The following is an 18,100-nucleotide window of genomic DNA, read 5'->3' as shown; positions in this document are numbered from 1 at the left end:
GGACCGTGGTAGTGCCGGCCGCTGGCCGGCATTACCTTGCCTCAGCGCTTGACCTTGCGCAGCGACACCAGCAGCGCCCACAGCGCCAGCAGCACGAACCACACGCCCGACCACATCGGCATGGTCAGGCCCAGGAAGGTCCAGTCGATGTTGCCGCAGTTGCCGGTACCGGTCAGCACGGTGCGGAACACTTCCAGCGGCCCCATGGTCTCGCGCAGGAAGCTCAGCGGCGGGCCGCAGGTCGCGCCCATCTCCGGCGGCAGCATCTGCACGTAGACGTGGCGCGCGGCGATGCCGACACCCACCGCGGCGGCGATGAAGGCCAGTACGCCATAGGTCGCCCGGCCGGGGCGGTTGGACGGCCCGTGCAGCGCGCCGATCAGGAACAGCAGGCCCAGCGCGGCGAATGCCAGGCGCTGGAAGATGCACAGCGGGCACGGTTCCAGGCCCATCTTCAACTGCAGGAAGATCGCGTAGCCCAGCAGGCCCGCACAGATCAGGAAGCCCAGGAAGAACTGGGCGCGGAAGGGCCAGCGCAGTGGATTCATCGTCAACGCTCGAATGGATCAGGCGCCAAGCGTAACCGAGAGTGCGCGCCATTCGAACCGCCACAGGTGACGCCTGTCGGAACGGTGTGGCTTGCGCGGCTCGCCGTGCAGCGTCCGGCAAGCCCGGAAACGCAAAAGCCCGGCAGAGGCCGGGCTTTCGCTGTGTCGCGTTGGAGCGGTCCGATTACTCGGCCACTTCCTCGGCCACGACCGGACGGTCAACCAGCTCGACGTAGGCCATCGGCGCGTTGTCGCCGGCGCGGAAGCCGCACTTCAGCAGGCGCAGGTAGCCGCCCGGACGGTTCGCGTAGCGCGGGCCCAGGATGGTGAACAGGTTGCCCACGGCTTCGTTGTCGCGCAGGCGGGCGAAGGCCAGACGGCGGTTGGCGACGGAGTCGACCTTGGCCAGGGTGATCAGCGGCTCGGCAACGCGGCGCAGTTCCTTGGCCTTCGGCAGGGTGGTCTTGATCAGCTCGTGCTTGAACAGCGAGGCGGCCATGTTCTTGAACATCGCTTCGCGGTGCGCGCTGGTACGGCTGAACTTACGGCCAGACTTCTGGTGACGCATGGTGATATTCCTTGGTTAATGATGAGGCTGTGCGGATCGTTGTCGCCATCCTGGCGTTGCTGCGCGGACTGCGGATGGTCCTGGCCGCCCATCCTGGACGACCTGCCGCGCGAACCTGGGGTTCGTCGTGGCATGTTGTGTTGCGTTGAAGGCTCCACCGTTGCCGGTGGAGCCTCCAGGCATTACCGATATCAGCCCAGCATGCCGTGGCTGGCGACGCCGGCCGGCGGCCAGTTCTCCAGCTTCATGCCGAGGGACAGGCCGCGCTGAGCCAGCACTTCCTTGATCTCGGTGAGCGACTTCTTGCCCAGGTTCGGGGTCTTCAGCAGCTCCACTTCGGTCTTCTGGATCAGATCGCCGATGTAGTAGATGCTTTCGGCCTTCAGGCAGTTGGCCGAACGCACGGTCAGCTCCAGATCGTCGATCGGGCGCAGCAGCACCGGATCCACGCCGTTGTTGGCCGGCTTGGCCGCACCGCGGTCGCGGTGGGTGAAGTCACCGAACACCGACAGCTGGTCGCTGAGGATGTCGGCGGCGGTGCGCACGGCTTCCTCGGCGTCGATGGTGCCGTTGGTCTCGATATCGATGACCAGCTTGTCCAGGTCGGTACGCTGTTCGACGCGGGCCGCTTCCACGGCATAGGCGACGCGGCGGACCGGCGAGAACGAGGCATCCAGGACCAGGCGGCCGATGGCACGGGTTTCTTCGTCCGGACGACGACGCGCGGCAGCCGGCTGGTAGCCGAAACCACGTTCGATCTTCAGACGCATGTTCACTGCCGTGTCCTTGGTCAGGTGGCAGATCACGTGGTCGCCGTTCAAGATTTCCACATTGTGGTCAACCTTGATGTCGGCAGCGGTGACAACGCCCGGGCCCTGCTTGGACAGGGACAGGGTGGCGCTGTCGCCGGAGTGCATACGGATGGCCACGTCCTTCAGGTTCAGCAGGACTTCGAGCACGTCCTCCTGCAGACCTTCGACCGTGGTGTACTCATGCAACACGCCGTCGATTTCGACTTCCGTGATGGCGAAGCCCGGGATGGACGACAGCAGCACGCGACGCAGGGCATTGCCCAGCGTATGCCCGTAACCCCGCTCCAAAGGTTCGATAACGACCTTTGCACGGGTGTCGGTAAGGCGTTCGATCTGCGGACCGCGAGGACGCAGAACCTGGTTGGCGGTAACCGTCATGTTGCGGGTTCTCCTAGTGAACCCCCGGCCGTCGCCGGGGGCTCTCCAATGATGAATTACTTCGAATACAGCTCGACGATCAGCGCTTCGTTGATGTCCGCAGGCAGATCCGAACGATCCGGAACAGCCTTGAAGATGCCGGTGAACTTACCGGAATCCACTTCAACCCACGACGGGCTCAGGTCATGCTGGGCGGCGACGGTCAGGGCTTCCTGGACGCGCAGCTGCTTGGCAGCCTTTTCAGACAGAGCGATGGCGTCGCCAGCCTTGACCTGGTACGAAGCCAGGTTGACCGACTTGCCATTCACGGTGACGCCGCGGTGCGACACCAGCTGACGGGCAGCCGGACGGGTCACGGCGAAGCCCATGCGGTAGACGACGTTGTCCAGGCGGGTTTCCAGCAGCTGCAGCAGGTTCTCGCCGGTGTTGCCCTTCTTGGTCGAGGCCTTCTTGTAGTAGTTGCGGAACTGACGCTCCAGCAGACCGTAGATACGCTTGACCTTCTGCTTTTCACGCAGCTGGGTGGCGTAGTCGGACAGCTTGCCCTTGCGGGCAGTGGCGCCGTGCTGGCCGGGCTTCTGCTCCAGCTTGCACTTCGAGTCCAGCGCACGCGCCGGGCTCTTCAGGGACAGGTCGGCGCCTTCGCGACGGGCGAGCTTACAGGTAGGACCGATATAACGAGCCATTTCTTATCGCTCCCTTTAGACGCGACGCTTCTTCGGCGGACGGCACCCGTTGTGCGGGATAGGCGTCACGTCGATGATGTTGGTGATCTTGTAGCCGACGTTGTTCAACGAACGCACGGCCGACTCACGGCCCGGACCCGGGCCCTTGATGCGGACTTCCAGCGACTTCACGCCGTAGTCCAGCGCAGCACGACCGGCCTTTTCAGCAGCCACCTGGGCAGCGAACGGGGTCGACTTGCGCGAACCGCGGAAGCCAGCGCCACCGGAGGTCGCCCACGACAGAGCGTTGCCCTGGCGGTCGGTGATGGTGACGATGGTGTTGTTGAACGAAGCGTGGACGTGGGCAACGCCGTCGGTGACGACGCGCTTGATCTTCTTCTTGGTCTTAGCAGCGGGCTTAGCCATTTCTCAGTCCCTTACTTCTTGATCGCCTTGCGCGGACCCTTGCGGGTGCGGGCGTTGGTACGGGTGCGCTGGCCACGCAGCGGGAGGCCACGACGGTGACGCAGGCCGCGGTAGCAGCCCAGGTCCATCAGGCGCTTGATCGCGATACCGATTTCACGGCGCAGATCGCCTTCCACGATGTACTTGCCGACTTCGGCGCGCAGGCGCTCGATTTCCGGCTCCGACAGATCGCGGATCTTGGTGGTCGAAGCAACGCCTGCGACTTCGCAGACCTTCTTCGAACGGGTACGGCCGATGCCGTAAATGCTTTGCAACCCGACCCAGACGTGCTTCTGGGCTGGCAGGTTGACGCCTGCAATACGCGCCATGACGCGGTTCTCCAGCTGAGTGATGGCCGACAGCGCGCCTCGGGCACGCCAATCCGGCAGGATGGATCAAAAAAGTGAACTAGCGATACTAACAAGGTTCCGGTTTACATGGAAGCCCGTGAAACCATTGGTTTCATGAACCCGGCCTGGGGAGTGTGCCCAGGCTCCGGCGCCGGATGGGGTTGGACCTGGGGTTTCCCCCGGAGCCGCCCGCGCTACTCCAGCGCGGGACCACCTCATCACACCCCCACCCGGAACCGCTGCGGGGGCCGCCCTTCGTTTGTGTGGCCGGAGTCCGCGAAGCGGAGGGACCATCACGTCAGGAAGACGAAAGTATAACAGGCCAATCAGCCGCGGGCAAAACCGCCGCGGTTGCCGCCCTTCAGGTTGGCCTTCTTCAGCAGGCTCTCGTACTGGTGCGACATCAGGTGCGCCTGCACCTGGGCGATGAAGTCCATCACCACCACCACCACGATCAGCAGCGAAGTACCGCCGAAGTAGAACGAGGCGTTCAGCTGCGTGCGCATCAGTTCCGGCAGCAGGCAGACGATCACCAGGTACGCCGAGCCGGCCGCGGTCAGGCGGGTCAGCACGCCGTCGATGTAGTCGGCGGTCGCCTTGCCCGGACGAATGCCCGGAATCAGCGCGCCCGACTTCTTCAGGTTGTCGGCGGTTTCCTGCGAGTTGAACACCAGCGCGGTATAGAAGAACGCGAAACCGGTGATCAGCGCAGCGAACACGATCATGTGCAGCGGCTCGCCCGGACCCAGGGCATTGGCGACCTTCTGCAGGATCTGGCCGAAGCTGCTCTGGTTGGCGGCCTGGCCGGACCACATGGCCAGGGTGGCCGGGAAGGCCAGCAGGCTGGAGGCGAAGATCGCCGGGATGACGCCGGCCATGTTGAGCTTCAGCGGCAGGAACGAGGTCTGGTTCATGTACGCGTTGCGACCACCCTGGCGGCGCGCGTAGTTGACCGTGATCCGGCGCTGGCCACGCTCGACGAACACCACGAAGAAGGTGAAGGCGAGCACGACGATGGCGATCAGCAGCAGCTGGATGAACTGGATGTTGCCGTCGCGGTAGGCGTCGAAGGTGTGGATGACCGCACCCGGCAGGCCGGCCACGATACCGGCGAAGATGATCAGCGACACGCCGTTGCCGATGCCGCGCTCGGTGACCTGTTCACCGACCCACATCAGGAACATGGTGCCGGCGGTCAGCGCGACCACGGCGGTGAGCACGAAGCCCATGCCCGGTGCGTACACGACCGGAGCGCCCGACGGCGAGACCTGGCCCTGCAGGGCCAGCGCGATCGAGCCGCCCTGCACCACTGCCAGCAGCACGGCGCCGATGCGCGAATACTGGGTGATCTTGCGGCGACCGGACTCACCTTCCTTCTGCATCGCCTTCAGGGCGGGGAAGATGTGCACGGCCAGCTGCATCACGATCGATGCCGAGATGTACGGCATCACGTTCAGCGCAAAAATGCTGAAACGGTGCAGGGCGCCGCCCGAGAACATGTTGAACATGTCCACGATGCCGCCGCCCTGCTGTTGCATCATGGCAAGCATGGCATCGGGATTGACGCCCGGCACCGGCACGTAGCAGCCAATGCGATAGACGATCAAAGCCCCGACGACGAACAGCAAACGTTGGCGAAGTTCAGTGAACTTGCCCATTCCGCCCGCGAGGTTACCGATGCCAGCTTGCGCCATGATTTTCTTACTCCGTCACGCTGCCGCCGGCAGCTTCGATTGCGGCCTTGGCACCAGCCGTGGCAGCAATACCCTTCAGGGTGAACGCCTTGGTCACTTCGCCCTTGACGACGACCTTGGCCTTCTTTGCGGTGCTCGGGACCAGCTTGGCAGCACGCAGGGCGGCGAAGTCGATCTCACCGGCCGGCAGCTTGTCCAGCGCGTACAGCAGCACTTCAGCGGTGTCCTTGGCGATCGGCGAACGGAAGCCGATCTTCGGCAGACGACGCTGCATGGGGGTCTGGCCGCCTTCGAAGCCAGCCTTGATCTTGCCGCCACCCTTACGGGCGAACGAACCCTTGTGGCCGCGGCCAGCGGTCTTGCCCAGGCCCGAGCCGATACCGCGACCGACGCGGGTGCGCTCGGTGCGGGCGCCCGGTGCCGGGCTCAGTTCATTGAGACGCAGAGTCATGATCGATTACTCCTCAACCTTGACGAGGTAGTGAACGGTGTTGATCAGACCGCGAACCTGCGGGCTGTCCTTCAGTTCACGCACATCGTTGAGCTTGTTCAGGCCCAGGGCACGCACCGACAGGCGGTGACGCGACTGGGTACCACGCAGGCCGCGCACCAGGCGCACCTTCACAGTCTTGTTGGACTCATTAGCCATGGTTGAGTTCCTCCACCTTCTTGCCGCGCTTGGCCGCGATGCGAGCCGGCGACTGCGCAGCAGCCAGGCCCTTCACGGTGGCACGCACCAGGTTGATCGGGTTGCGCGAACCGGTGGCCTTGGCCAGCACGTTCTTCACGCCAACGGCTTCCAGCACGGCGCGCATGGCACCGCCGGCGATGACACCGGTACCTTCCGAAGCCGGCTGCATGAACACGCGGGCTGCGCCGTGACCATCCTTGATGGTGTGCCACAGGGTGCCGTTGTTCAGGTCAACGCTGACCAGGTTCTTGCGAGCCTGTTCCATCGACTTCTGGATGGCGACCGGCACTTCGCGGGCCTTGCCATAACCGAAACCGACCTTGCCTTCGCCGTCGCCGACGACGGTCAAGGCGGTGAAGGTGAACTGGCGGCCACCCTTGACGGTCTTGCTGACGCGGTTGACCGCGACCAGCTTTTCGATCATGCCGTCGTCGATCTTCTCTTCGCGGTTACGGTCGCGATCGCGACCCCGCTGCTGACGCTCTTCTGCCATGTTGATTCCTTGGTTGTTTGGGTATGTACGGCTCGAGGCCGCTTATGGTTGTGAAGTGACGCGTCGTTCCGGTGGGCCACTGCAGAAGAGCGGCGCCGTCCAGCCTCGCTCAGGCTGGCGAGCAGGCGGGCAGGAGGCCATCGGCCCCCTGCCCTGATCCCTTAGAACTGCAGGCCGGCTTCGCGGGCCGCTTCTGCCAGGGCCTTGATGCGGCCGTGGTAGCGGTAGCCCGAACGATCGAAGGCAACCTTCTCGACGCCGGCGGCCTTGGCGCGCTCAGCGACGATGCGGCCAACCTTGGCAGCGGCATCGGCGTTCTTGCCGTTCTTCAGGCCTTCCATGACGTCGGTCTGGGTGGTGTTGGCGGCAGCCAGCACCTTGGAACCGTCGGCGGTGAAGACCTGGGCGTACAGGTGCTGGCCGGTGCGCAGCACCGACAGGCGGGCGACGCCGAGCTCACGGATGTGGGCGCGGGTCGACTTGGCGCGACGCAGGCGGGCGATGTTCTTGTTCATTTTGATTATTCCTTGAAAGCTGAAGGTTGGGCTTTTCCCTGAGGAGTCCGCACAAGGATGTGCGAGCTCTTCCGAGGGACTCGCGCTTACGCCTTCTTGGCTTCCTTACGGATGATGACTTCGTCGGAGTACTTCACGCCCTTGCCCTTGTACGGTTCCGGCTTGCGGAACGCACGGATCTTGGCGGCGACTTCACCGACGACCTGCTTGTCAGCGCCCTGGACCAGGATCTCGGTCTGGGTCGGGGTGGTGATGGTGATGCCTTCCGGCGCCACGAACACGACCGGGTGCGAGAAACCGAGCGACAGGCTCAGATCCTTGCCCTGCATGGCAGCACGGTAACCCACGCCGACCAGCTCCAGCTTGCGCTCGAAGCCTTCGGACACGCCCTTGACCATGTTGGCCAGGATCGCGCGGACGGTACCGGTCAGCGCGACCAGCTCGGCGTTCTCGGCGCTCAGGGTGGCAACGCCGTTGTCGACGTTGATGGCAATGCCAGCCGGCTTCGGCAGCGACAGGGTGCCCTTCGGGCCCTTGACGGTGACGCTTTCCGGCTGGACGTTCAGTTCAACCTTGCCCAGGGTGACGGGCTTCTTGGCTACGCGGGACATAGTTCTACTCCTCTCGCCTTAGGCCACGAAGCACAGGACTTCGCCGCCGACGCCCAGCTGGCGCGCCTGCGCATCAGTCATGATGCCCTTGGAGGTGGAAATGATGGAGATACCCAGGCCGTTCATGACCTTCGGCAGCTCGCTCTTGCCGCGGTACTGGCGCAGGCCCGAACGCGAGAAGCGCTTCAGGGTCGCGATGACCGGCTTGCCTTCGAAATACTTCAGCACGATTTCCAGCTCGGACTTGTTGTTTTCCAGCTGGGTCACGCGCAGGTCGGTGATGTAACCCTCGTCCTTCAGGACCTGGGCGATCGCAACCTTGATCTTGGACGACGGGGCTTTCACCGTCTGCTTGCCAACCGCGGCCGCATTCTTGATGCGGACCAGCAGGTCGGCGATGGGATCAGTCATGCTCATATGAGTACCTTTGAGTGCACCGATATCCGCTTTCGCGAAAATCTGTTGTCTCCTGGAAACGGGCCAGGTCCCTTGATGCAGCGGGCCAGAGACCCGCTCCTGCAACCCCGTTTGCACAGGGCAAGACGCGGGAGTATACGCCAAAAGAGCCCGGCTTGCGCCGGGCTCTTCGGTTTTTTTGCTCAGGGAAGGCTGAACGCCTCCCCTGCCCCGGTTCAGGAACCCCCGAGGGGGCTCCTGATCGCAGGGCCGGCTGGGATTACCAGCTGGCCTTGCGCAGACCCGGGACGTCGCCGCGCATGGTGGCTTCGCGCAGCTTGTTGCGGCCGAGGCCGAACTTGCTGTACACGCCACGCGGACGACCCGACAGCTCGCAACGGTTGCGCTGGCGGCTCGGCGACGAATCGCGCGGCAGCTTGGCCAGCTTGGTTGCGGCGTCGATCTTCTCTTCGTAGGTCGCGTCCACGGAGGACACGATCTTCTTCAGAGCCGCACGCTTTTCAGCGTACTTCTTTGCCAGCTTTTCCCGCTTGATGTCGCGGTTGACCATGGAGGTCTTTGCCATTTCGGTTTCCTCGACGGATCAGTTACGGAACGGGAACTTGAACGCTGCCAGCAGCGCCTTCGCTTCCGCATCGGTCTTCGCAGTGGTGGTGATGGCGATATCCATACCGCGGATCGCGTCGACGGCGTCGAAGTCGATTTCCGGGAAGATGATCTGCTCCTTCACACCCATGTTGAAGTTGCCGCGGCCGTCGAAGGAACGACCGGAAACACCACGGAAGTCGCGCACGCGCGGCAGCGAGATGTTGATCAGGCGATCCAGGAACTCGTACATCTTGTGGCGACGCAGCGTGGTCTTGCAGCCGATCGGCCAACCATCGCGGATCTTGAACGACGCAACCGACACACGCGACTTGGTGACAACCGGCTTCTGGCCGGAAATCTTGGTCATGTCGCCGACGGCGTTTTCCAGGATCTTCTTGTTGGTGGCCGCTTCGCCGACACCCATGTTCAGGGTGACCTTGACCAGCTTCGGCACTTCCATCGGATTGGTGTAGCCGAACTGCTTCATCAGCGCCGGCACCACTTCGTCCTTGTAGAACTTTTCGAGACGGGAACTCATCTTCTCATTCCTCAGGCGTCGAGCGCCTCACCGCTGGAGCGGAACACACGCAGTTTGCGTCCATCCTCCAGCACCTTGAAGCCAACGCGTTCGCCCTTGCCCGAAGCCGGGTTCAGAACATTCACGTTGGAGATATGGATCGAAGCTTCGCGCTCGACCACGCCGCCGGCAACACCTGCCTGCGGGTTCGGCTTGGTGTGGCGCTTGACGATGTTCACGTTGGCGACGACCACACGGTCGCCGTCGACGCGGACGACTTCGCCCTGCTTGCCCTTGTCCTTGCCAGCGTTGACGACAACCTGGTCGCCCTTCTTGATACGGTTAGCCATGATTATCTCCTGTCGCTCACAGCACTTCGGGAGCGAGCGAGACGATCTTCATGAACTTCTCCGAACGAAGTTCACGGGTCACCGGCCCGAAGATACGGGTACCGATCGGCTCCTGCTTGCTGTTCAGCAGAACGGCAGCGTTGCCGTCGAAGCGGATCAGCGAGCCATCGGCGCGACGCACACCCTTGCGGGTACGCACCACGACGGCGTCATACACTTCACCCTTCTTGACCTTGCCGCGCGGAATCGCATCCTTCACGGTGACCTTGATGATGTCGCCGATGCCGGCGTAACGGCGCTTGGAACCACCCAGCACCTTGAAGCACATCACCTGCTTGGCACCCGAATTGTCCGCGACGTCAAGGTAGCTCTGCATCTGGATCATGATTCAGACTCCTTATTCAGCCGCACGCGTGATGACTTCCACCACGCGCCAGTTCTTGGTCTTGGACATCGGAGCAATCTCGGTCACGCGGACGACATCGCCTTCCTTGCAGGCGTTGTCGGCATCGTGGGCGTGCAGCTTGGTCGAGCGCTTGATGTACTTGCCGTACAGCGCGTGCTTGACCTGACGCTCAACCAGGACGGTAACCGTCTTGTCCATCTTGTTGCTGACGACACGGCCTTCGACCGTGCGCAGCGTCTTCTTTTCAGTATTGTCGCTCATAGCGGCCATCCTTACTTCGTGCTGCCGAGCAGGGTCTTGACGCGAGCAATCTCGCGACGGACCCGGCGAATGTCGTGGGTCTTCGGCAGCTGGCCGGTGACCTGCTGCATACGGACAGAGAACTGTTCCTTACGCAGGTCGATCAGGTGGGCCTTGAGTTCGTCAGCCGACTTTTCACGGAGAGTTTTGATATCCATCAGCGCACCGTACGGGTCACGAAAGTGGTGGTGACCGAGAGCTTGGCGGCGGCCAGGCGGAACGCCTCGCGAGCCACTTCCTCGGAAACACCCTCGATTTCATAGATCATGCGGCCGGGCTGGATCTGGGCCACCCAGTATTCCACGTTACCCTTACCAGAACCCATTCGGACTTCGATGGGCTTCTTGGTGATGGGCTTGTCGGGGAACACGCGGATCCACATCTTGCCGCCGCGCTTGACGTAGCGGCTGATCGAGCGGCGGGCCGCTTCGATCTGACGCGCGGTCAGCTGACCGTGTGCGGTTGCCTTCAGGCCGTACTCGCCGAAGCTGACAGCGTTGGCGCTCCAGCTCAGGCCATCGTTACGGCCCTTGTGTACCTTGCGGTACTTGGTTCGCTTGGGTTGCAACATTGTCGTTACCTCGCTTCACGGGCCGGGCGCTGACGGTCACCGCGGTCGCCGCGATCGTGACGATCGTTGCGCGACGGGGTGTCGTCCTGCTTTTCCTGGCCAACCTGGGAGAAATCGAAGACCTCGCCCTTGTAGATCCAGACCTTGATGCCGATGATGCCGTAGGTCGTCTTGGCTTCAGCGAAGCCATAGTCGATGTCGGCACGCAGGGTGTGCAGCGGCACGCGGCCTTCGCGGTACCACTCCGAACGGGCGATTTCTGCACCGTTGAGGCGGCCACCGACGTTGACCTTGATGCCCAGGGCACCCAGGCGCATCGCGTTGCCGACCGAGCGCTTCATCGCGCGGCGGAACATGATGCGACGCTCCAGCTGCTGGGCGATCGACTCGGCAACGAGCTGCGCGTCCAGTTCCGGCTTGCGCACTTCGGTGACGTTGATGTGCGCCGGGACGCCCATCATCTCGCTCACTTCCTTGCGCAGCTTCTCGATGTCCTCACCGCGCTTGCCGATCACCACGCCCGGACGGGCGGTGTGGATCGTCACGCGAGCGGTCTTGGCCGGACGCTCGATCAGGATCTTGCTGATGCCGGCCTGAGCCAGCTTCTTGCGCAGCATTTCGCGCACTTTCAGGTCGGCTGCCAGGTAACCAGCGAACTCGGCCTTGTTGGCGTACCACTTGGAGTTCCAGTCCTTGGAAATGCCGAGGCGGATACCAATCGGATGAACTTTATGACCCATGGTCTTTTCCTTATCCGCTTACTTGGCGGCGCCCACAACCACAGTGATGTGGCTGGTGCGCTTGAGGATGCGGGTACCGCGGCCTTTCGCCCGCGCCATGAAACGCTTCAGGGTCGGACCTTCATCAACCATGATGGTCTGAACCTTCAGCTCGTCGACGTCGGCGCCCTGGTTGTTCTCGGCGTTGGCAATTGCCGACTCCACCACCTTCTTGATCAGGTGGGCAGCCTTCTTGTCCGAGAACTTCAGCAGGTTGACCGCACGCTCGGCCGGCAGACCGCGCACCTGGTCAGCGACCAGACGAGCCTTCTGCGGGGAGATGCGCGCAGTGCGCAGGATGGCTTTCGCTTCCATTGTCATCTCTCCTTACTTGCCCGACTTCTTGTCACCACCGTGACCCTTGAAGGTCCGGGTGATGGCAAATTCGCCGAGCTTGTGGCCGACCATGTTCTCGTTGACGAGAACCGGGATGTGGTTCTTGCCGTTATGCACGGCAATGGTGACGCCTACCATGTCAGGCAGGATCATCGAACGGCGCGACCAGGTCTTGATCGGCTTCTTGCTGCCCGCAGCGGCCTCCACCTTCTTGACGAGGTGGTGATCGACGAACGGGCCCTTCTTGAGTGAACGTGCCATGGTCGATTAGCCCCTACGATCGCGGACGATGAACTGCTGAGTGCGCTTGTTATGGCGCGTCTTGTAACCCTTGGTCGGGACACCCCACGGGGTGACCGGATGCGGGTTACCCTGGCCGGCCTTGGCCTCACCACCACCGTGCGGGTGGTCAACCGGGTTCATGGCAGCACCACGAACGGTCGGGCGGACGCCGCGCCAACGCTTGGCACCGGCCTTGCCCAGCTTTTCCAGGCTGTGCTCGTCGTTGCCGACTTCGCCGATGGTGGCGCAGCACTCGACCGGAACCTTGCGCATTTCACCCGAGCGCAGGCGCAGGGTGGCGTAGATGCCTTCGCGAGCCACCAGCTGCACGGCCGCACCAGCGGCGCGAGCGATCTGAGCGCCCTTGCCCGGCTTCAGCTCGATGCAGTGGATGGTGGTGCCGACCGGGATGTTGCGCAGCGGCAGGGTGTTGCCAGCCTTGATCGGGGCGTCCGAACCAGCGATCACCTGATCACCAGCCTTCAGGCCCTTCGGGGCGATGATGTAGCGACGCTCACCGTCGACGTAGCACAGCAGGGCGATGTGGGCGGTGCGGTTCGGATCGTATTCGATGCGTTCCACGCGCGCCGGGATGCCCAGCTTGTTGCGCTTGAAGTCGATGATGCGGTAGTGCTGCTTGGCACCACCACCGACGTGACGCACGGTGATGCGGCCATGGTGGTTACGACCACCCGAGCGGCTCTGCGACTCGACCAGCGCGGCGTGCGGAGCACCCTTGTGCAGGTCGGGGGTGACCACGCGCACGGCCGAACGGCGGCCGGGGGAGGTGGGCTTGAATTTCATCAATGGCATGGGATGTACCTCAGGCCTTGGCCGTTACATCGATCGACTGGCCGTCGGCCAGGCGAACGTACGCCTTGCGCCAATCGCCGCGGCGGCCAGCACGGTTACGGAAGGACTTGTTCTTGCCCTTGACGTTGACCACGTTGACGGCTTCGACCTTGACGTCGAACAGCTGCTCAACCGCGGCCTTTACATCGGCCTTGGTGGCTTCGTTCGAAACTTCGAAGACATACTGGTTGGAGAGTTCCTGCAGGCGCGCGGTCTTTTCGGAGACACGCGGGGCACGCAGCACGCTGAAGATTTTTTCGTTGCTGTTCATGCCAGCCACTCCTCGACCTTCTTGACCGCGTCAGCGGTGATGACGACCGTGTCGGCACCGACCAGCGACACCGGGTCCAGACCCTGCACATCACGCACCTGCACGTACGGCAGATTGCGGGCGGACAGGTACAGGTGCTCGGAGGCTTCTTCAGTGACGATCAGCGGGCGCTTGCCCACTTCCAGGCCGGCCAGCTTGGCGATCAGACCCTTCGTGTTGGTCACTTCGACATCGAAGGACTCCACGATGGTCAGACGGCCCTGACGGTTCAGCTCGGACAGGATCGCGCACATGGCGGCACGGTACTGCTTACGATTGACCTTCTGCTCGAAGCTGCGCGGCTTGGCCGCGAAGGTGACACCGCCGCCGACGAAGATCGGAGCCGTCAGTGCGCCATGACGCGCGCCGCCGCCCTTCTGCTTCTTCGACTTCTTGGTGGTACCAGCCACTTCAGAGCGAGTCTTCTGTGCCTTGGTGCCGGCGCGACCGGCGTTGCGGTAGGCAACGACGACCTGGTGGACCAGATCTTCGCTGAAATCGCGACCGAACACGGCGTCGGAGACCGAGACCTTGTTGTTGCTACCCGTGATAACGAGTTCCATCGTCATCTCTCCTTATGCCTTGCTCGCCGGACGGACGATCACGTCGCCACCCGCCGCGCCCGGAACGGCGCCGCGAACCGCGATCAGACCGCGCTCGACGTCGACCTTGACCACTTCCAGGTTCTGGGTGCTCTGCTGCACCGCGCCCATGTGGCCCGACATCTTCTTGCCCGGGAAAACACGACCCGGGGTCTGGCGCTGACCCAGCGAACCCGGCGCGCGATGCGACAGCGAGTTACCGTGGGTTGCATCGCCCATACGGAAGTTGTGGCGCTTGATGGTGCCCTGGAAGCCCTTACCCTTGGTGACACCCTGGACGTCGACGATCTGGCCGACTTCGAAGATGTCCGCCTTGACTTCGCCGCCAACGGCGAAATCGCCGAGCTGCGCGTCTTCAACGCGGAATTCCCACAGGCCACGACCCGCTTCCACCTTCGCCTTGGCGAAGTGGCCGGCTTCCGGCTTGTTGACCAGGGCAGCGCGACGCGCGCCGACGGTCACCTGCACGGCGCTGTAGCCGTCGGTTTCGACGGTCTTGATCTGCGCGATGCGGTTCGGGGTTGCTTCGATCAGGGTCACCGGGATGGAGCGGCCATCTTCAGTGAACACGCGGCTCATGCCAGCCTTGCGGCCCACGAAGCCCAACGAATACTTCTTCGTCATGGTCGTAGTCCTCAGGTCAGCTTGATCTGAACGTCGACGCCGGCAGCCAGTTCGAGCTTCATCAGCGCGTCCACGGTCTTGTCATTCGGGTCAACGATATCGAGCACGCGCTTGTGCGTGCGGGTCTCGTACTGGTCACGCGCGTCCTTGTCGACGTGCGGGGAGACGAGAACGGTGTAACGCTCGATCTTGGTCGGCAGCGGGATCGGGCCACGCACTTGCGCGCCGGTCCGCTTTGCCGTTTCAACGATCTCGCTGGCCGAACGGTCGATCAGACGATGATCGAACGCTTTCAGCCGGATCCGGATCTTTTGGTCCGCCATGGCGGTAGGTTCCTTCGTTAAAAGAGCGACAGACAAAGCCTCTGGGTTGCTTTGCCCCATGAAATTCCTGAATACAGACGGCCCACACTCCTGCAGGCCGACAAGGTCAATCCGTAGACCTCAAAAACGTAGGCAGACCCGTTCCCAGGCCTGCCCAGACGTAGAAGCATAATGGCACGCAAGGCAGCTGTCAACAGTCGCCTGTTGACGCCGCCTGAATGGCATTGACCCTTCCTGGTCCGGGGAACACAAGGCACATCCTGTGCCTGCTTTCCCATTTGATACGCCCCGATGCCCTACCCAGGCAACATCGGGGCGCAGATACTACCAGATTACTCGATGATCTTCGAGACCACGCCGGCGCCGACGGTACGGCCGCCTTCGCGGATGGCGAAGCGCAGGCCTTCGTCCATTGCCACCGGGTTGATCAGGGTGACGACCATCTTGACGTTGTCACCCGGCATCACCATCTCGACGCCTTCCGGCAGTGCAGCTGCGCCGGTGATGTCGGTGGTGCGGAAGTAGAACTGCGGGCGGTAGCCGTTGAAGAACGGGGTGTGGCGGCCGCCTTCGTCCTTCGACAGGACGTACACTTCGCCTTCGAACTTGGTGTGCGGCTTGATCGAACCCGGCTTGGCCAGGACCTGGCCACGCTCGACGTCGTCACGCTTGGTGCCGCGCAGCAGCAGGCCAGCGTTGTCGCCTGCCTGACCCTGGTCCAGCAGCTTGCGGAACATTTCAACGCCGGTCACGGTGGTCTTCTGCACCGGACGGATGCCGACGATTTCGATTTCGTCGCCAACCTTGATCACGCCGCGCTCGATACGACCGGTCACCACGGTGCCGCGGCCCGAGATCGAGAACACGTCTTCCACCGGCATCAGGAACGGCTTGTCGATTGCGCGCTCCGGCTCCGGGATCCAGCTGTCCAGGGCGTCGACCAGCTTCAGGATGGCCGGCACGCCGATGTCGCTCTGGTCGCCTTCCAGCGCCAGACGGGCCGAACCGGCGATGATCGGGGTGTCGTCGCCCGGGAAGTCGTACTTGCTCAGCAGCTCGCGCACTTCCATCTCGACCAGCTCGAGCAGCTCGGCGTCGTCAACCATGTCGGCCTTGTTCAGGAACACGACGATGTACGGCACGCCGACCTGACGCGACAGCAGGATGTGCTCGCGGGTCTGCGGCATCGGGCCGTCAGCGGCCGAGCAGACCAGGATCGCGCCGTCCATCTGGGCGGCACCGGTGATCATGTTCTTGACGTAGTCAGCGTGGCCCGGGCAATCGACGTGGGCGTAGTGACGGACCGGGGATTCGTATTCGACGTGCGCGGTCGAGATCGTGATACCACGAGCCTTTTCTTCCGGCGCGGCGTCGATCGAGGAGTAGTCCTTGAACTCGCCACCGAAGCGCTCGGCACCGATCTTGGTCAGTGCGGCGGTCAGCGTGGTCTTGCCGTGGTCGACGTGACCGATGGTGCCGACGTTGACGTGCGGCTTGGTGCGCTCGAACTTACCCTTGGCCATGGCTGCTTATCTCGAATTCGTCTGAGAGGTGATGCTTAAGATGGTGCTCACGAAAGGAATCGAACCTTCGACCTCTTCCTTACCAAGGAAGTGCTCTACCGACTGAGCTACGTGAGCCGAGTTTTGCATTATGACATGAACTCGATAATATTCAAAGTTCATTCAATGGAGCGGGAGACGGGAATCGAACCCGCACCATCAGCTTGGAAGGCTGAGGTTCTACCATTGAACTACTCCCGCGCCGGGAATGTCACAACGTGAAACTGGTGGAGGGAGGTGGATTCGAACCACCGAAGGCGTAAGCCAGCAGATTTACAGTCTGCCCCCGTTGGCCGCTTGGGTATCCCTCCTTACCACCCCATTCCGTTGCCGCCGAAGCGTTGCGGTGTGTGGTGGTGAGCCGCTTATTCTGCTGATGGGACGGGGGCCTGTCAACGCTTTTTTCCATCTTTTTCACACGTTGTCGCAAACCCATTGATACGCAAGGTTATTGCCCCGGGACCGGCAGGGTCTCGCTGGCGAAAATTGCGACATGGGGTACGCCGTCGGCGCCGATCCAGCCCCGATACATGCCCTGCGTGTTGAACGGCGTGGCCATTTTTCCATCGGCGGCCAGTACGATCGCACCACCGTCGCCACCCATCTGCGGAATCGTCTCGTTGATCACGCCCTTTCCGGCCTGCTCCGGTGTCTGGCCCTGGTAGCGCATGCGTGCGCAGATCTCGTGCGCGGCGGCGGTGCGGATGTAGTACTCGCCCCAGCCGGTGCCCGACACCGCGCAACGGGCATCAGCCCAGGTGCCGGCGCCGATGATCGGCGAGTCGCCCACGCGCCCGTAGCGCTTGTTGGTCATGCCGCCCGTGGAGGTGCCGGCGGCCAGGTGCCCCTGCGCGTCGAGCGCGACCGCGCCCACGGTTCCAAAGTGCTTTGCGGTCTCCAAGTCGGCATGCGCCTGGCCGCTGGCCTCTTCCTTCAACGCCCGCTGCAGCTGCTGCCAACGCTTGTCGGTGCGGAAGTACGACGGATCGACCAGGGTCATGCCCTGCTCCACCGCAAAGGCTTCGGCGCCCTGCCCGACCATCATCACGTGCCTGGACTTCTGCATCACGGTCTGCGCCAGCAGGATCGGGTTGCGCACCCGCTGCACACCGGCCACTGCACCGGCAGCCTGGCTCGCACCATCCATCAGCGCCGCGTCCAGTTCGTTGTGGCCATCGTGGGTGAACACGGCACCCTTGCCGGCGTTGAAGGTGGGATCATCCTCCAGCACGGTGATCGCCGCGGTGACCGCGGCCAGGGCCGGGCGCCCGGCCGCCAGTTCGGCGTGCCCCTTCAGCAGCGCGGCCCGCAGCGCTTCGCGTGCGGCCTTCTCCTCGGCCGGCGACAGATCCTTGCGCTCGACACCGGCGCCGCCATGGATGACCAGCAGCGGCGAAGTGGCCGGTGCAGCCTGGGCAAGCAGGGGCATGGACAGCAGCGCGGACAGCGCCAAACGCAGTTTCATCGGGTACGTCTCCAGCAGGACGAATG

General features: G+C 63.1%; 30 protein-coding genes and 3 tRNA genes. All 33 read right to left on the bottom strand.

Translation table 11 applies throughout. From position 1 onward, the window contains the following. Positions 1–41: 41 nt before the first annotated feature. Positions 42–548: a disulfide bond formation protein B gene (locus N440_RS01840; RefSeq protein WP_004154504.1), complete on the bottom strand. Its 507-nt coding sequence runs from the start codon at positions 546–548 to the stop codon at positions 42–44. A gap of 184 nt (positions 549–732) precedes the next feature. Further along, on the bottom strand, positions 733–1,116 hold the full coding sequence (rplQ, locus tag N440_RS01835; RefSeq protein WP_005408217.1) for a 50S ribosomal protein L17: 384 nt from the start codon (positions 1,114–1,116) through the stop codon (positions 733–735). Positions 1,117–1,307: 191 nt separating this feature from the next. Beyond that, entirely contained in the window at positions 1,308–2,306 is a 999-nt protein-coding gene (gene rpoA, locus N440_RS01830; RefSeq protein ID WP_004145453.1) for a DNA-directed RNA polymerase subunit alpha, read from the bottom strand. A 56-nt stretch (positions 2,307–2,362) separates the two neighbouring features. After that, positions 2,363–2,992, bottom strand: a complete 630-nt coding sequence (gene rpsD / locus N440_RS01825; RefSeq protein ID WP_004145446.1) for a 30S ribosomal protein S4 — start codon at positions 2,990–2,992, stop codon at positions 2,363–2,365. A gap of 15 nt (positions 2,993–3,007) precedes the next feature. After that, positions 3,008–3,397 carry a 30S ribosomal protein S11 gene (rpsK, locus tag N440_RS01820; RefSeq protein ID WP_004145443.1) on the bottom strand — a complete coding sequence of 130 codons (390 nt, stop codon included), beginning with the start codon at positions 3,395–3,397 and terminating at the stop codon, positions 3,008–3,010. 11 nt (positions 3,398–3,408) lie between these two features. Next, positions 3,409–3,765 carry a 30S ribosomal protein S13 gene (gene rpsM / locus N440_RS01815; RefSeq protein ID WP_004154500.1) on the bottom strand — a complete coding sequence of 119 codons (357 nt, stop codon included), beginning with the start codon at positions 3,763–3,765 and terminating at the stop codon, positions 3,409–3,411. Positions 3,766–4,112: 347 nt separating this feature from the next. Further along, positions 4,113–5,480 (bottom strand): preprotein translocase subunit SecY, encoded by a 1,368-nt coding sequence (secY, locus tag N440_RS01810; RefSeq protein ID WP_004154499.1) that lies wholly within the window; start codon positions 5,478–5,480, stop codon positions 4,113–4,115. Positions 5,481–5,487: 7 nt separating this feature from the next. After that, the gene (rplO, locus tag N440_RS01805; RefSeq protein ID WP_004154498.1) at positions 5,488–5,931 is read right to left on the bottom strand and encodes a 50S ribosomal protein L15; all 444 of its coding nucleotides are present in this window, start codon (positions 5,929–5,931) and stop codon (positions 5,488–5,490) included. A gap of 6 nt (positions 5,932–5,937) precedes the next feature. Next, complete coding sequence (rpmD, locus tag N440_RS01800) at positions 5,938–6,129, bottom strand: 50S ribosomal protein L30 (protein ID WP_004154497.1); 192 nt, start codon at positions 6,127–6,129, stop codon at positions 5,938–5,940. Then, positions 6,122–6,664: a 30S ribosomal protein S5 gene (rpsE, locus tag N440_RS01795; RefSeq protein WP_004154496.1), complete on the bottom strand. Its 543-nt coding sequence runs from the start codon at positions 6,662–6,664 to the stop codon at positions 6,122–6,124. The genes rpmD and rpsE overlap by 8 nt, the downstream gene beginning before the upstream one ends. A 161-nt stretch (positions 6,665–6,825) precedes the next feature. Continuing rightward, positions 6,826–7,185, bottom strand: a complete 360-nt coding sequence (gene rplR / locus N440_RS01790; RefSeq protein ID WP_024957318.1) for a 50S ribosomal protein L18 — start codon at positions 7,183–7,185, stop codon at positions 6,826–6,828. A gap of 80 nt (positions 7,186–7,265) precedes the next feature. Then, positions 7,266–7,790 carry a 50S ribosomal protein L6 gene (gene rplF, locus N440_RS01785; protein WP_133933899.1) on the bottom strand — a complete coding sequence of 175 codons (525 nt, stop codon included), beginning with the start codon at positions 7,788–7,790 and terminating at the stop codon, positions 7,266–7,268. Positions 7,791–7,808: 18 nt separating this feature from the next. Beyond that, positions 7,809–8,207, bottom strand: coding sequence for a 30S ribosomal protein S8 (gene rpsH / locus N440_RS01780; protein WP_005408210.1), 399 nt, complete (start codon positions 8,205–8,207; stop codon positions 7,809–7,811). 259 nt (positions 8,208–8,466) lie between these two features. Further along, positions 8,467–8,772 (bottom strand): 30S ribosomal protein S14, encoded by a 306-nt coding sequence (gene rpsN / locus N440_RS01775; protein ID WP_005408209.1) that lies wholly within the window; start codon positions 8,770–8,772, stop codon positions 8,467–8,469. Between the two features lie 18 nt (positions 8,773–8,790). Next, positions 8,791–9,333, bottom strand: coding sequence for a 50S ribosomal protein L5 (gene rplE / locus N440_RS01770; RefSeq protein ID WP_004154491.1), 543 nt, complete (start codon positions 9,331–9,333; stop codon positions 8,791–8,793). A gap of 11 nt (positions 9,334–9,344) precedes the next feature. After that, positions 9,345–9,662, bottom strand: coding sequence for a 50S ribosomal protein L24 (gene rplX / locus N440_RS01765; RefSeq protein WP_004154490.1), 318 nt, complete (start codon positions 9,660–9,662; stop codon positions 9,345–9,347). Between the two features lie 16 nt (positions 9,663–9,678). After that, entirely contained in the window at positions 9,679–10,047 is a 369-nt protein-coding gene (rplN, locus tag N440_RS01760) for a 50S ribosomal protein L14 (protein WP_004145357.1), read from the bottom strand. Between the two features lie 12 nt (positions 10,048–10,059). Beyond that, positions 10,060–10,329 carry a 30S ribosomal protein S17 gene (rpsQ, locus tag N440_RS01755; protein WP_004154489.1) on the bottom strand — a complete coding sequence of 90 codons (270 nt, stop codon included), beginning with the start codon at positions 10,327–10,329 and terminating at the stop codon, positions 10,060–10,062. An 11-nt stretch (positions 10,330–10,340) separates the two neighbouring features. Continuing rightward, positions 10,341–10,526 (bottom strand): 50S ribosomal protein L29, encoded by a 186-nt coding sequence (gene rpmC, locus N440_RS01750; RefSeq protein ID WP_004154487.1) that lies wholly within the window; start codon positions 10,524–10,526, stop codon positions 10,341–10,343. Beyond that, positions 10,526–10,939, bottom strand: coding sequence for a 50S ribosomal protein L16 (rplP, locus tag N440_RS01745; protein ID WP_004154486.1), 414 nt, complete (start codon positions 10,937–10,939; stop codon positions 10,526–10,528). Before rplP ends, rpmC begins: the two co-directional genes overlap by 1 nt. A 5-nt stretch (positions 10,940–10,944) precedes the next feature. Further along, a complete protein-coding gene (gene rpsC, locus N440_RS01740) occupies positions 10,945–11,679 on the bottom strand; it encodes a 30S ribosomal protein S3 (RefSeq protein ID WP_004145350.1) in 735 nt (244 codons plus the stop codon). A gap of 18 nt (positions 11,680–11,697) precedes the next feature. Then, positions 11,698–12,033: a 50S ribosomal protein L22 gene (rplV, locus tag N440_RS01735; protein ID WP_004145348.1), complete on the bottom strand. Its 336-nt coding sequence runs from the start codon at positions 12,031–12,033 to the stop codon at positions 11,698–11,700. 12 nt (positions 12,034–12,045) lie between these two features. Next, positions 12,046–12,315, bottom strand: a complete 270-nt coding sequence (gene rpsS, locus N440_RS01730; protein WP_004154485.1) for a 30S ribosomal protein S19 — start codon at positions 12,313–12,315, stop codon at positions 12,046–12,048. Between the two features lie 6 nt (positions 12,316–12,321). Continuing rightward, the gene (gene rplB / locus N440_RS01725; RefSeq protein WP_004145339.1) at positions 12,322–13,149 is read right to left on the bottom strand and encodes a 50S ribosomal protein L2; all 828 of its coding nucleotides are present in this window, start codon (positions 13,147–13,149) and stop codon (positions 12,322–12,324) included. 10 nt (positions 13,150–13,159) lie between these two features. Beyond that, positions 13,160–13,459 (bottom strand): 50S ribosomal protein L23, encoded by a 300-nt coding sequence (gene rplW / locus N440_RS01720; RefSeq protein WP_004145338.1) that lies wholly within the window; start codon positions 13,457–13,459, stop codon positions 13,160–13,162. Continuing rightward, entirely contained in the window at positions 13,456–14,061 is a 606-nt protein-coding gene (gene rplD / locus N440_RS01715) for a 50S ribosomal protein L4 (protein ID WP_004145337.1), read from the bottom strand. Before rplD ends, rplW begins: the two co-directional genes overlap by 4 nt. A gap of 12 nt (positions 14,062–14,073) precedes the next feature. Beyond that, positions 14,074–14,724: a 50S ribosomal protein L3 gene (rplC, locus tag N440_RS01710; protein ID WP_004145336.1), complete on the bottom strand. Its 651-nt coding sequence runs from the start codon at positions 14,722–14,724 to the stop codon at positions 14,074–14,076. A gap of 11 nt (positions 14,725–14,735) precedes the next feature. Further along, positions 14,736–15,047, bottom strand: coding sequence for a 30S ribosomal protein S10 (gene rpsJ / locus N440_RS01705; RefSeq protein WP_005408208.1), 312 nt, complete (start codon positions 15,045–15,047; stop codon positions 14,736–14,738). A 332-nt stretch (positions 15,048–15,379) separates the two neighbouring features. Continuing rightward, positions 15,380–16,570 (bottom strand): elongation factor Tu, encoded by a 1,191-nt coding sequence (tuf, locus tag N440_RS01700; protein ID WP_004154360.1) that lies wholly within the window; start codon positions 16,568–16,570, stop codon positions 15,380–15,382. 41 nt (positions 16,571–16,611) lie between these two features. Next, a tRNA-Thr gene (locus N440_RS01695) sits at positions 16,612–16,687 on the bottom strand. 49 nt (positions 16,688–16,736) lie between these two features. Next, positions 16,737–16,810: transfer RNA gene (locus N440_RS01690), tRNA-Gly, on the bottom strand. 24 nt (positions 16,811–16,834) lie between these two features. After that, positions 16,835–16,920, bottom strand: a tRNA-Tyr gene (locus tag N440_RS01685). Between the two features lie 137 nt (positions 16,921–17,057). Further along, the gene (locus N440_RS01680; protein WP_133933898.1) at positions 17,058–18,074 is read right to left on the bottom strand and encodes an isoaspartyl peptidase/L-asparaginase; all 1,017 of its coding nucleotides are present in this window, start codon (positions 18,072–18,074) and stop codon (positions 17,058–17,060) included. Positions 18,075–18,100: the final 26 nt, after the last annotated feature.

It is taken from the genome of Stenotrophomonas sp. CC22-02 (genome assembly GCF_004365115.1).
Lineage (GTDB): Bacteria > Pseudomonadota > Gammaproteobacteria > Xanthomonadales > Xanthomonadaceae > Stenotrophomonas > Stenotrophomonas forensis.
Note: the sequence above shows the minus strand (reverse complement) of the source record. Positions and strands in the feature narration are given on the sequence as shown.

Bases quoted from the DNA above. Each gene is read 5' to 3' on its own strand.
- secY (WP_004154499.1), bottom strand. From the start codon at position 5,480: ATGGCGCAAGCTGGCATCGGTAACCTCGCGGGCGGAATGGGCAAGTTC.
- N440_RS01680 (WP_133933898.1), bottom strand. From the start codon at position 18,074: ATGAAACTGCGTTTGGCGCTGTCCGCGCTGCTGTCCATGCCCCTGCTT.
- rplV (WP_004145348.1), bottom strand. From the start codon at position 12,033: ATGGAAGCGAAAGCCATCCTGCGCACTGCGCGCATCTCCCCGCAGAAG.
- rpsK (WP_004145443.1), bottom strand. From the start codon at position 3,397: ATGGCTAAGCCCGCTGCTAAGACCAAGAAGAAGATCAAGCGCGTCGTC.
- rplQ (WP_005408217.1), bottom strand. From the start codon at position 1,116: ATGCGTCACCAGAAGTCTGGCCGTAAGTTCAGCCGTACCAGCGCGCAC.
- rplD (WP_004145337.1), bottom strand. From the start codon at position 14,061: ATGGAACTCGTTATCACGGGTAGCAACAACAAGGTCTCGGTCTCCGAC.
- rplW (WP_004145338.1), bottom strand. From the start codon at position 13,459: ATGAACAGCAACGAAAAAATCTTCAGCGTGCTGCGTGCCCCGCGTGTC.
- rplF (WP_133933899.1), bottom strand. From the start codon at position 7,790: ATGTCCCGCGTAGCCAAGAAGCCCGTCACCCTGGGCAAGGTTGAACTG.
- rplN (WP_004145357.1), bottom strand. From the start codon at position 10,047: ATGATCCAGATGCAGAGCTACCTTGACGTCGCGGACAATTCGGGTGCC.
- rplE (WP_004154491.1), bottom strand. From the start codon at position 9,333: ATGAGTTCCCGTCTCGAAAAGTTCTACAAGGACGAAGTGGTGCCGGCG.
- rpmC (WP_004154487.1), bottom strand. From the start codon at position 10,526: ATGGATATCAAAACTCTCCGTGAAAAGTCGGCTGACGAACTCAAGGCC.
- rpsJ (WP_005408208.1), bottom strand. From the start codon at position 15,047: ATGGCGGACCAAAAGATCCGGATCCGGCTGAAAGCGTTCGATCATCGT.
- rpsC (WP_004145350.1), bottom strand. From the start codon at position 11,679: ATGGGTCATAAAGTTCATCCGATTGGTATCCGCCTCGGCATTTCCAAG.
- rpmD (WP_004154497.1), bottom strand. From the start codon at position 6,129: ATGGCTAATGAGTCCAACAAGACTGTGAAGGTGCGCCTGGTGCGCGGC.
- rpsM (WP_004154500.1), bottom strand. From the start codon at position 3,765: ATGGCGCGTATTGCAGGCGTCAACCTGCCAGCCCAGAAGCACGTCTGG.
- rplC (WP_004145336.1), bottom strand. From the start codon at position 14,724: ATGACGAAGAAGTATTCGTTGGGCTTCGTGGGCCGCAAGGCTGGCATG.
- rpsH (WP_005408210.1), bottom strand. From the start codon at position 8,207: ATGAGCATGACTGATCCCATCGCCGACCTGCTGGTCCGCATCAAGAAT.
- rpsQ (WP_004154489.1), bottom strand. From the start codon at position 10,329: ATGAGCGACAATACTGAAAAGAAGACGCTGCGCACGGTCGAAGGCCGT.
- rplB (WP_004145339.1), bottom strand. From the start codon at position 13,149: ATGCCATTGATGAAATTCAAGCCCACCTCCCCCGGCCGCCGTTCGGCC.
- tuf (WP_004154360.1), bottom strand. From the start codon at position 16,570: ATGGCCAAGGGTAAGTTCGAGCGCACCAAGCCGCACGTCAACGTCGGC.
- rpsS (WP_004154485.1), bottom strand. From the start codon at position 12,315: ATGGCACGTTCACTCAAGAAGGGCCCGTTCGTCGATCACCACCTCGTC.
- rpoA (WP_004145453.1), bottom strand. From the start codon at position 2,306: ATGACGGTTACCGCCAACCAGGTTCTGCGTCCTCGCGGTCCGCAGATC.
- rplP (WP_004154486.1), bottom strand. From the start codon at position 10,939: ATGTTGCAACCCAAGCGAACCAAGTACCGCAAGGTACACAAGGGCCGT.
- rpsE (WP_004154496.1), bottom strand. From the start codon at position 6,664: ATGGCAGAAGAGCGTCAGCAGCGGGGTCGCGATCGCGACCGTAACCGC.
- rplX (WP_004154490.1), bottom strand. From the start codon at position 9,662: ATGGCTAACCGTATCAAGAAGGGCGACCAGGTTGTCGTCAACGCTGGC.
- N440_RS01840 (WP_004154504.1), bottom strand. From the start codon at position 548: ATGAATCCACTGCGCTGGCCCTTCCGCGCCCAGTTCTTCCTGGGCTTC.
- rpsN (WP_005408209.1), bottom strand. From the start codon at position 8,772: ATGGCAAAGACCTCCATGGTCAACCGCGACATCAAGCGGGAAAAGCTG.
- rpsD (WP_004145446.1), bottom strand. From the start codon at position 2,992: ATGGCTCGTTATATCGGTCCTACCTGTAAGCTCGCCCGTCGCGAAGGC.
- rplO (WP_004154498.1), bottom strand. From the start codon at position 5,931: ATGACTCTGCGTCTCAATGAACTGAGCCCGGCACCGGGCGCCCGCACC.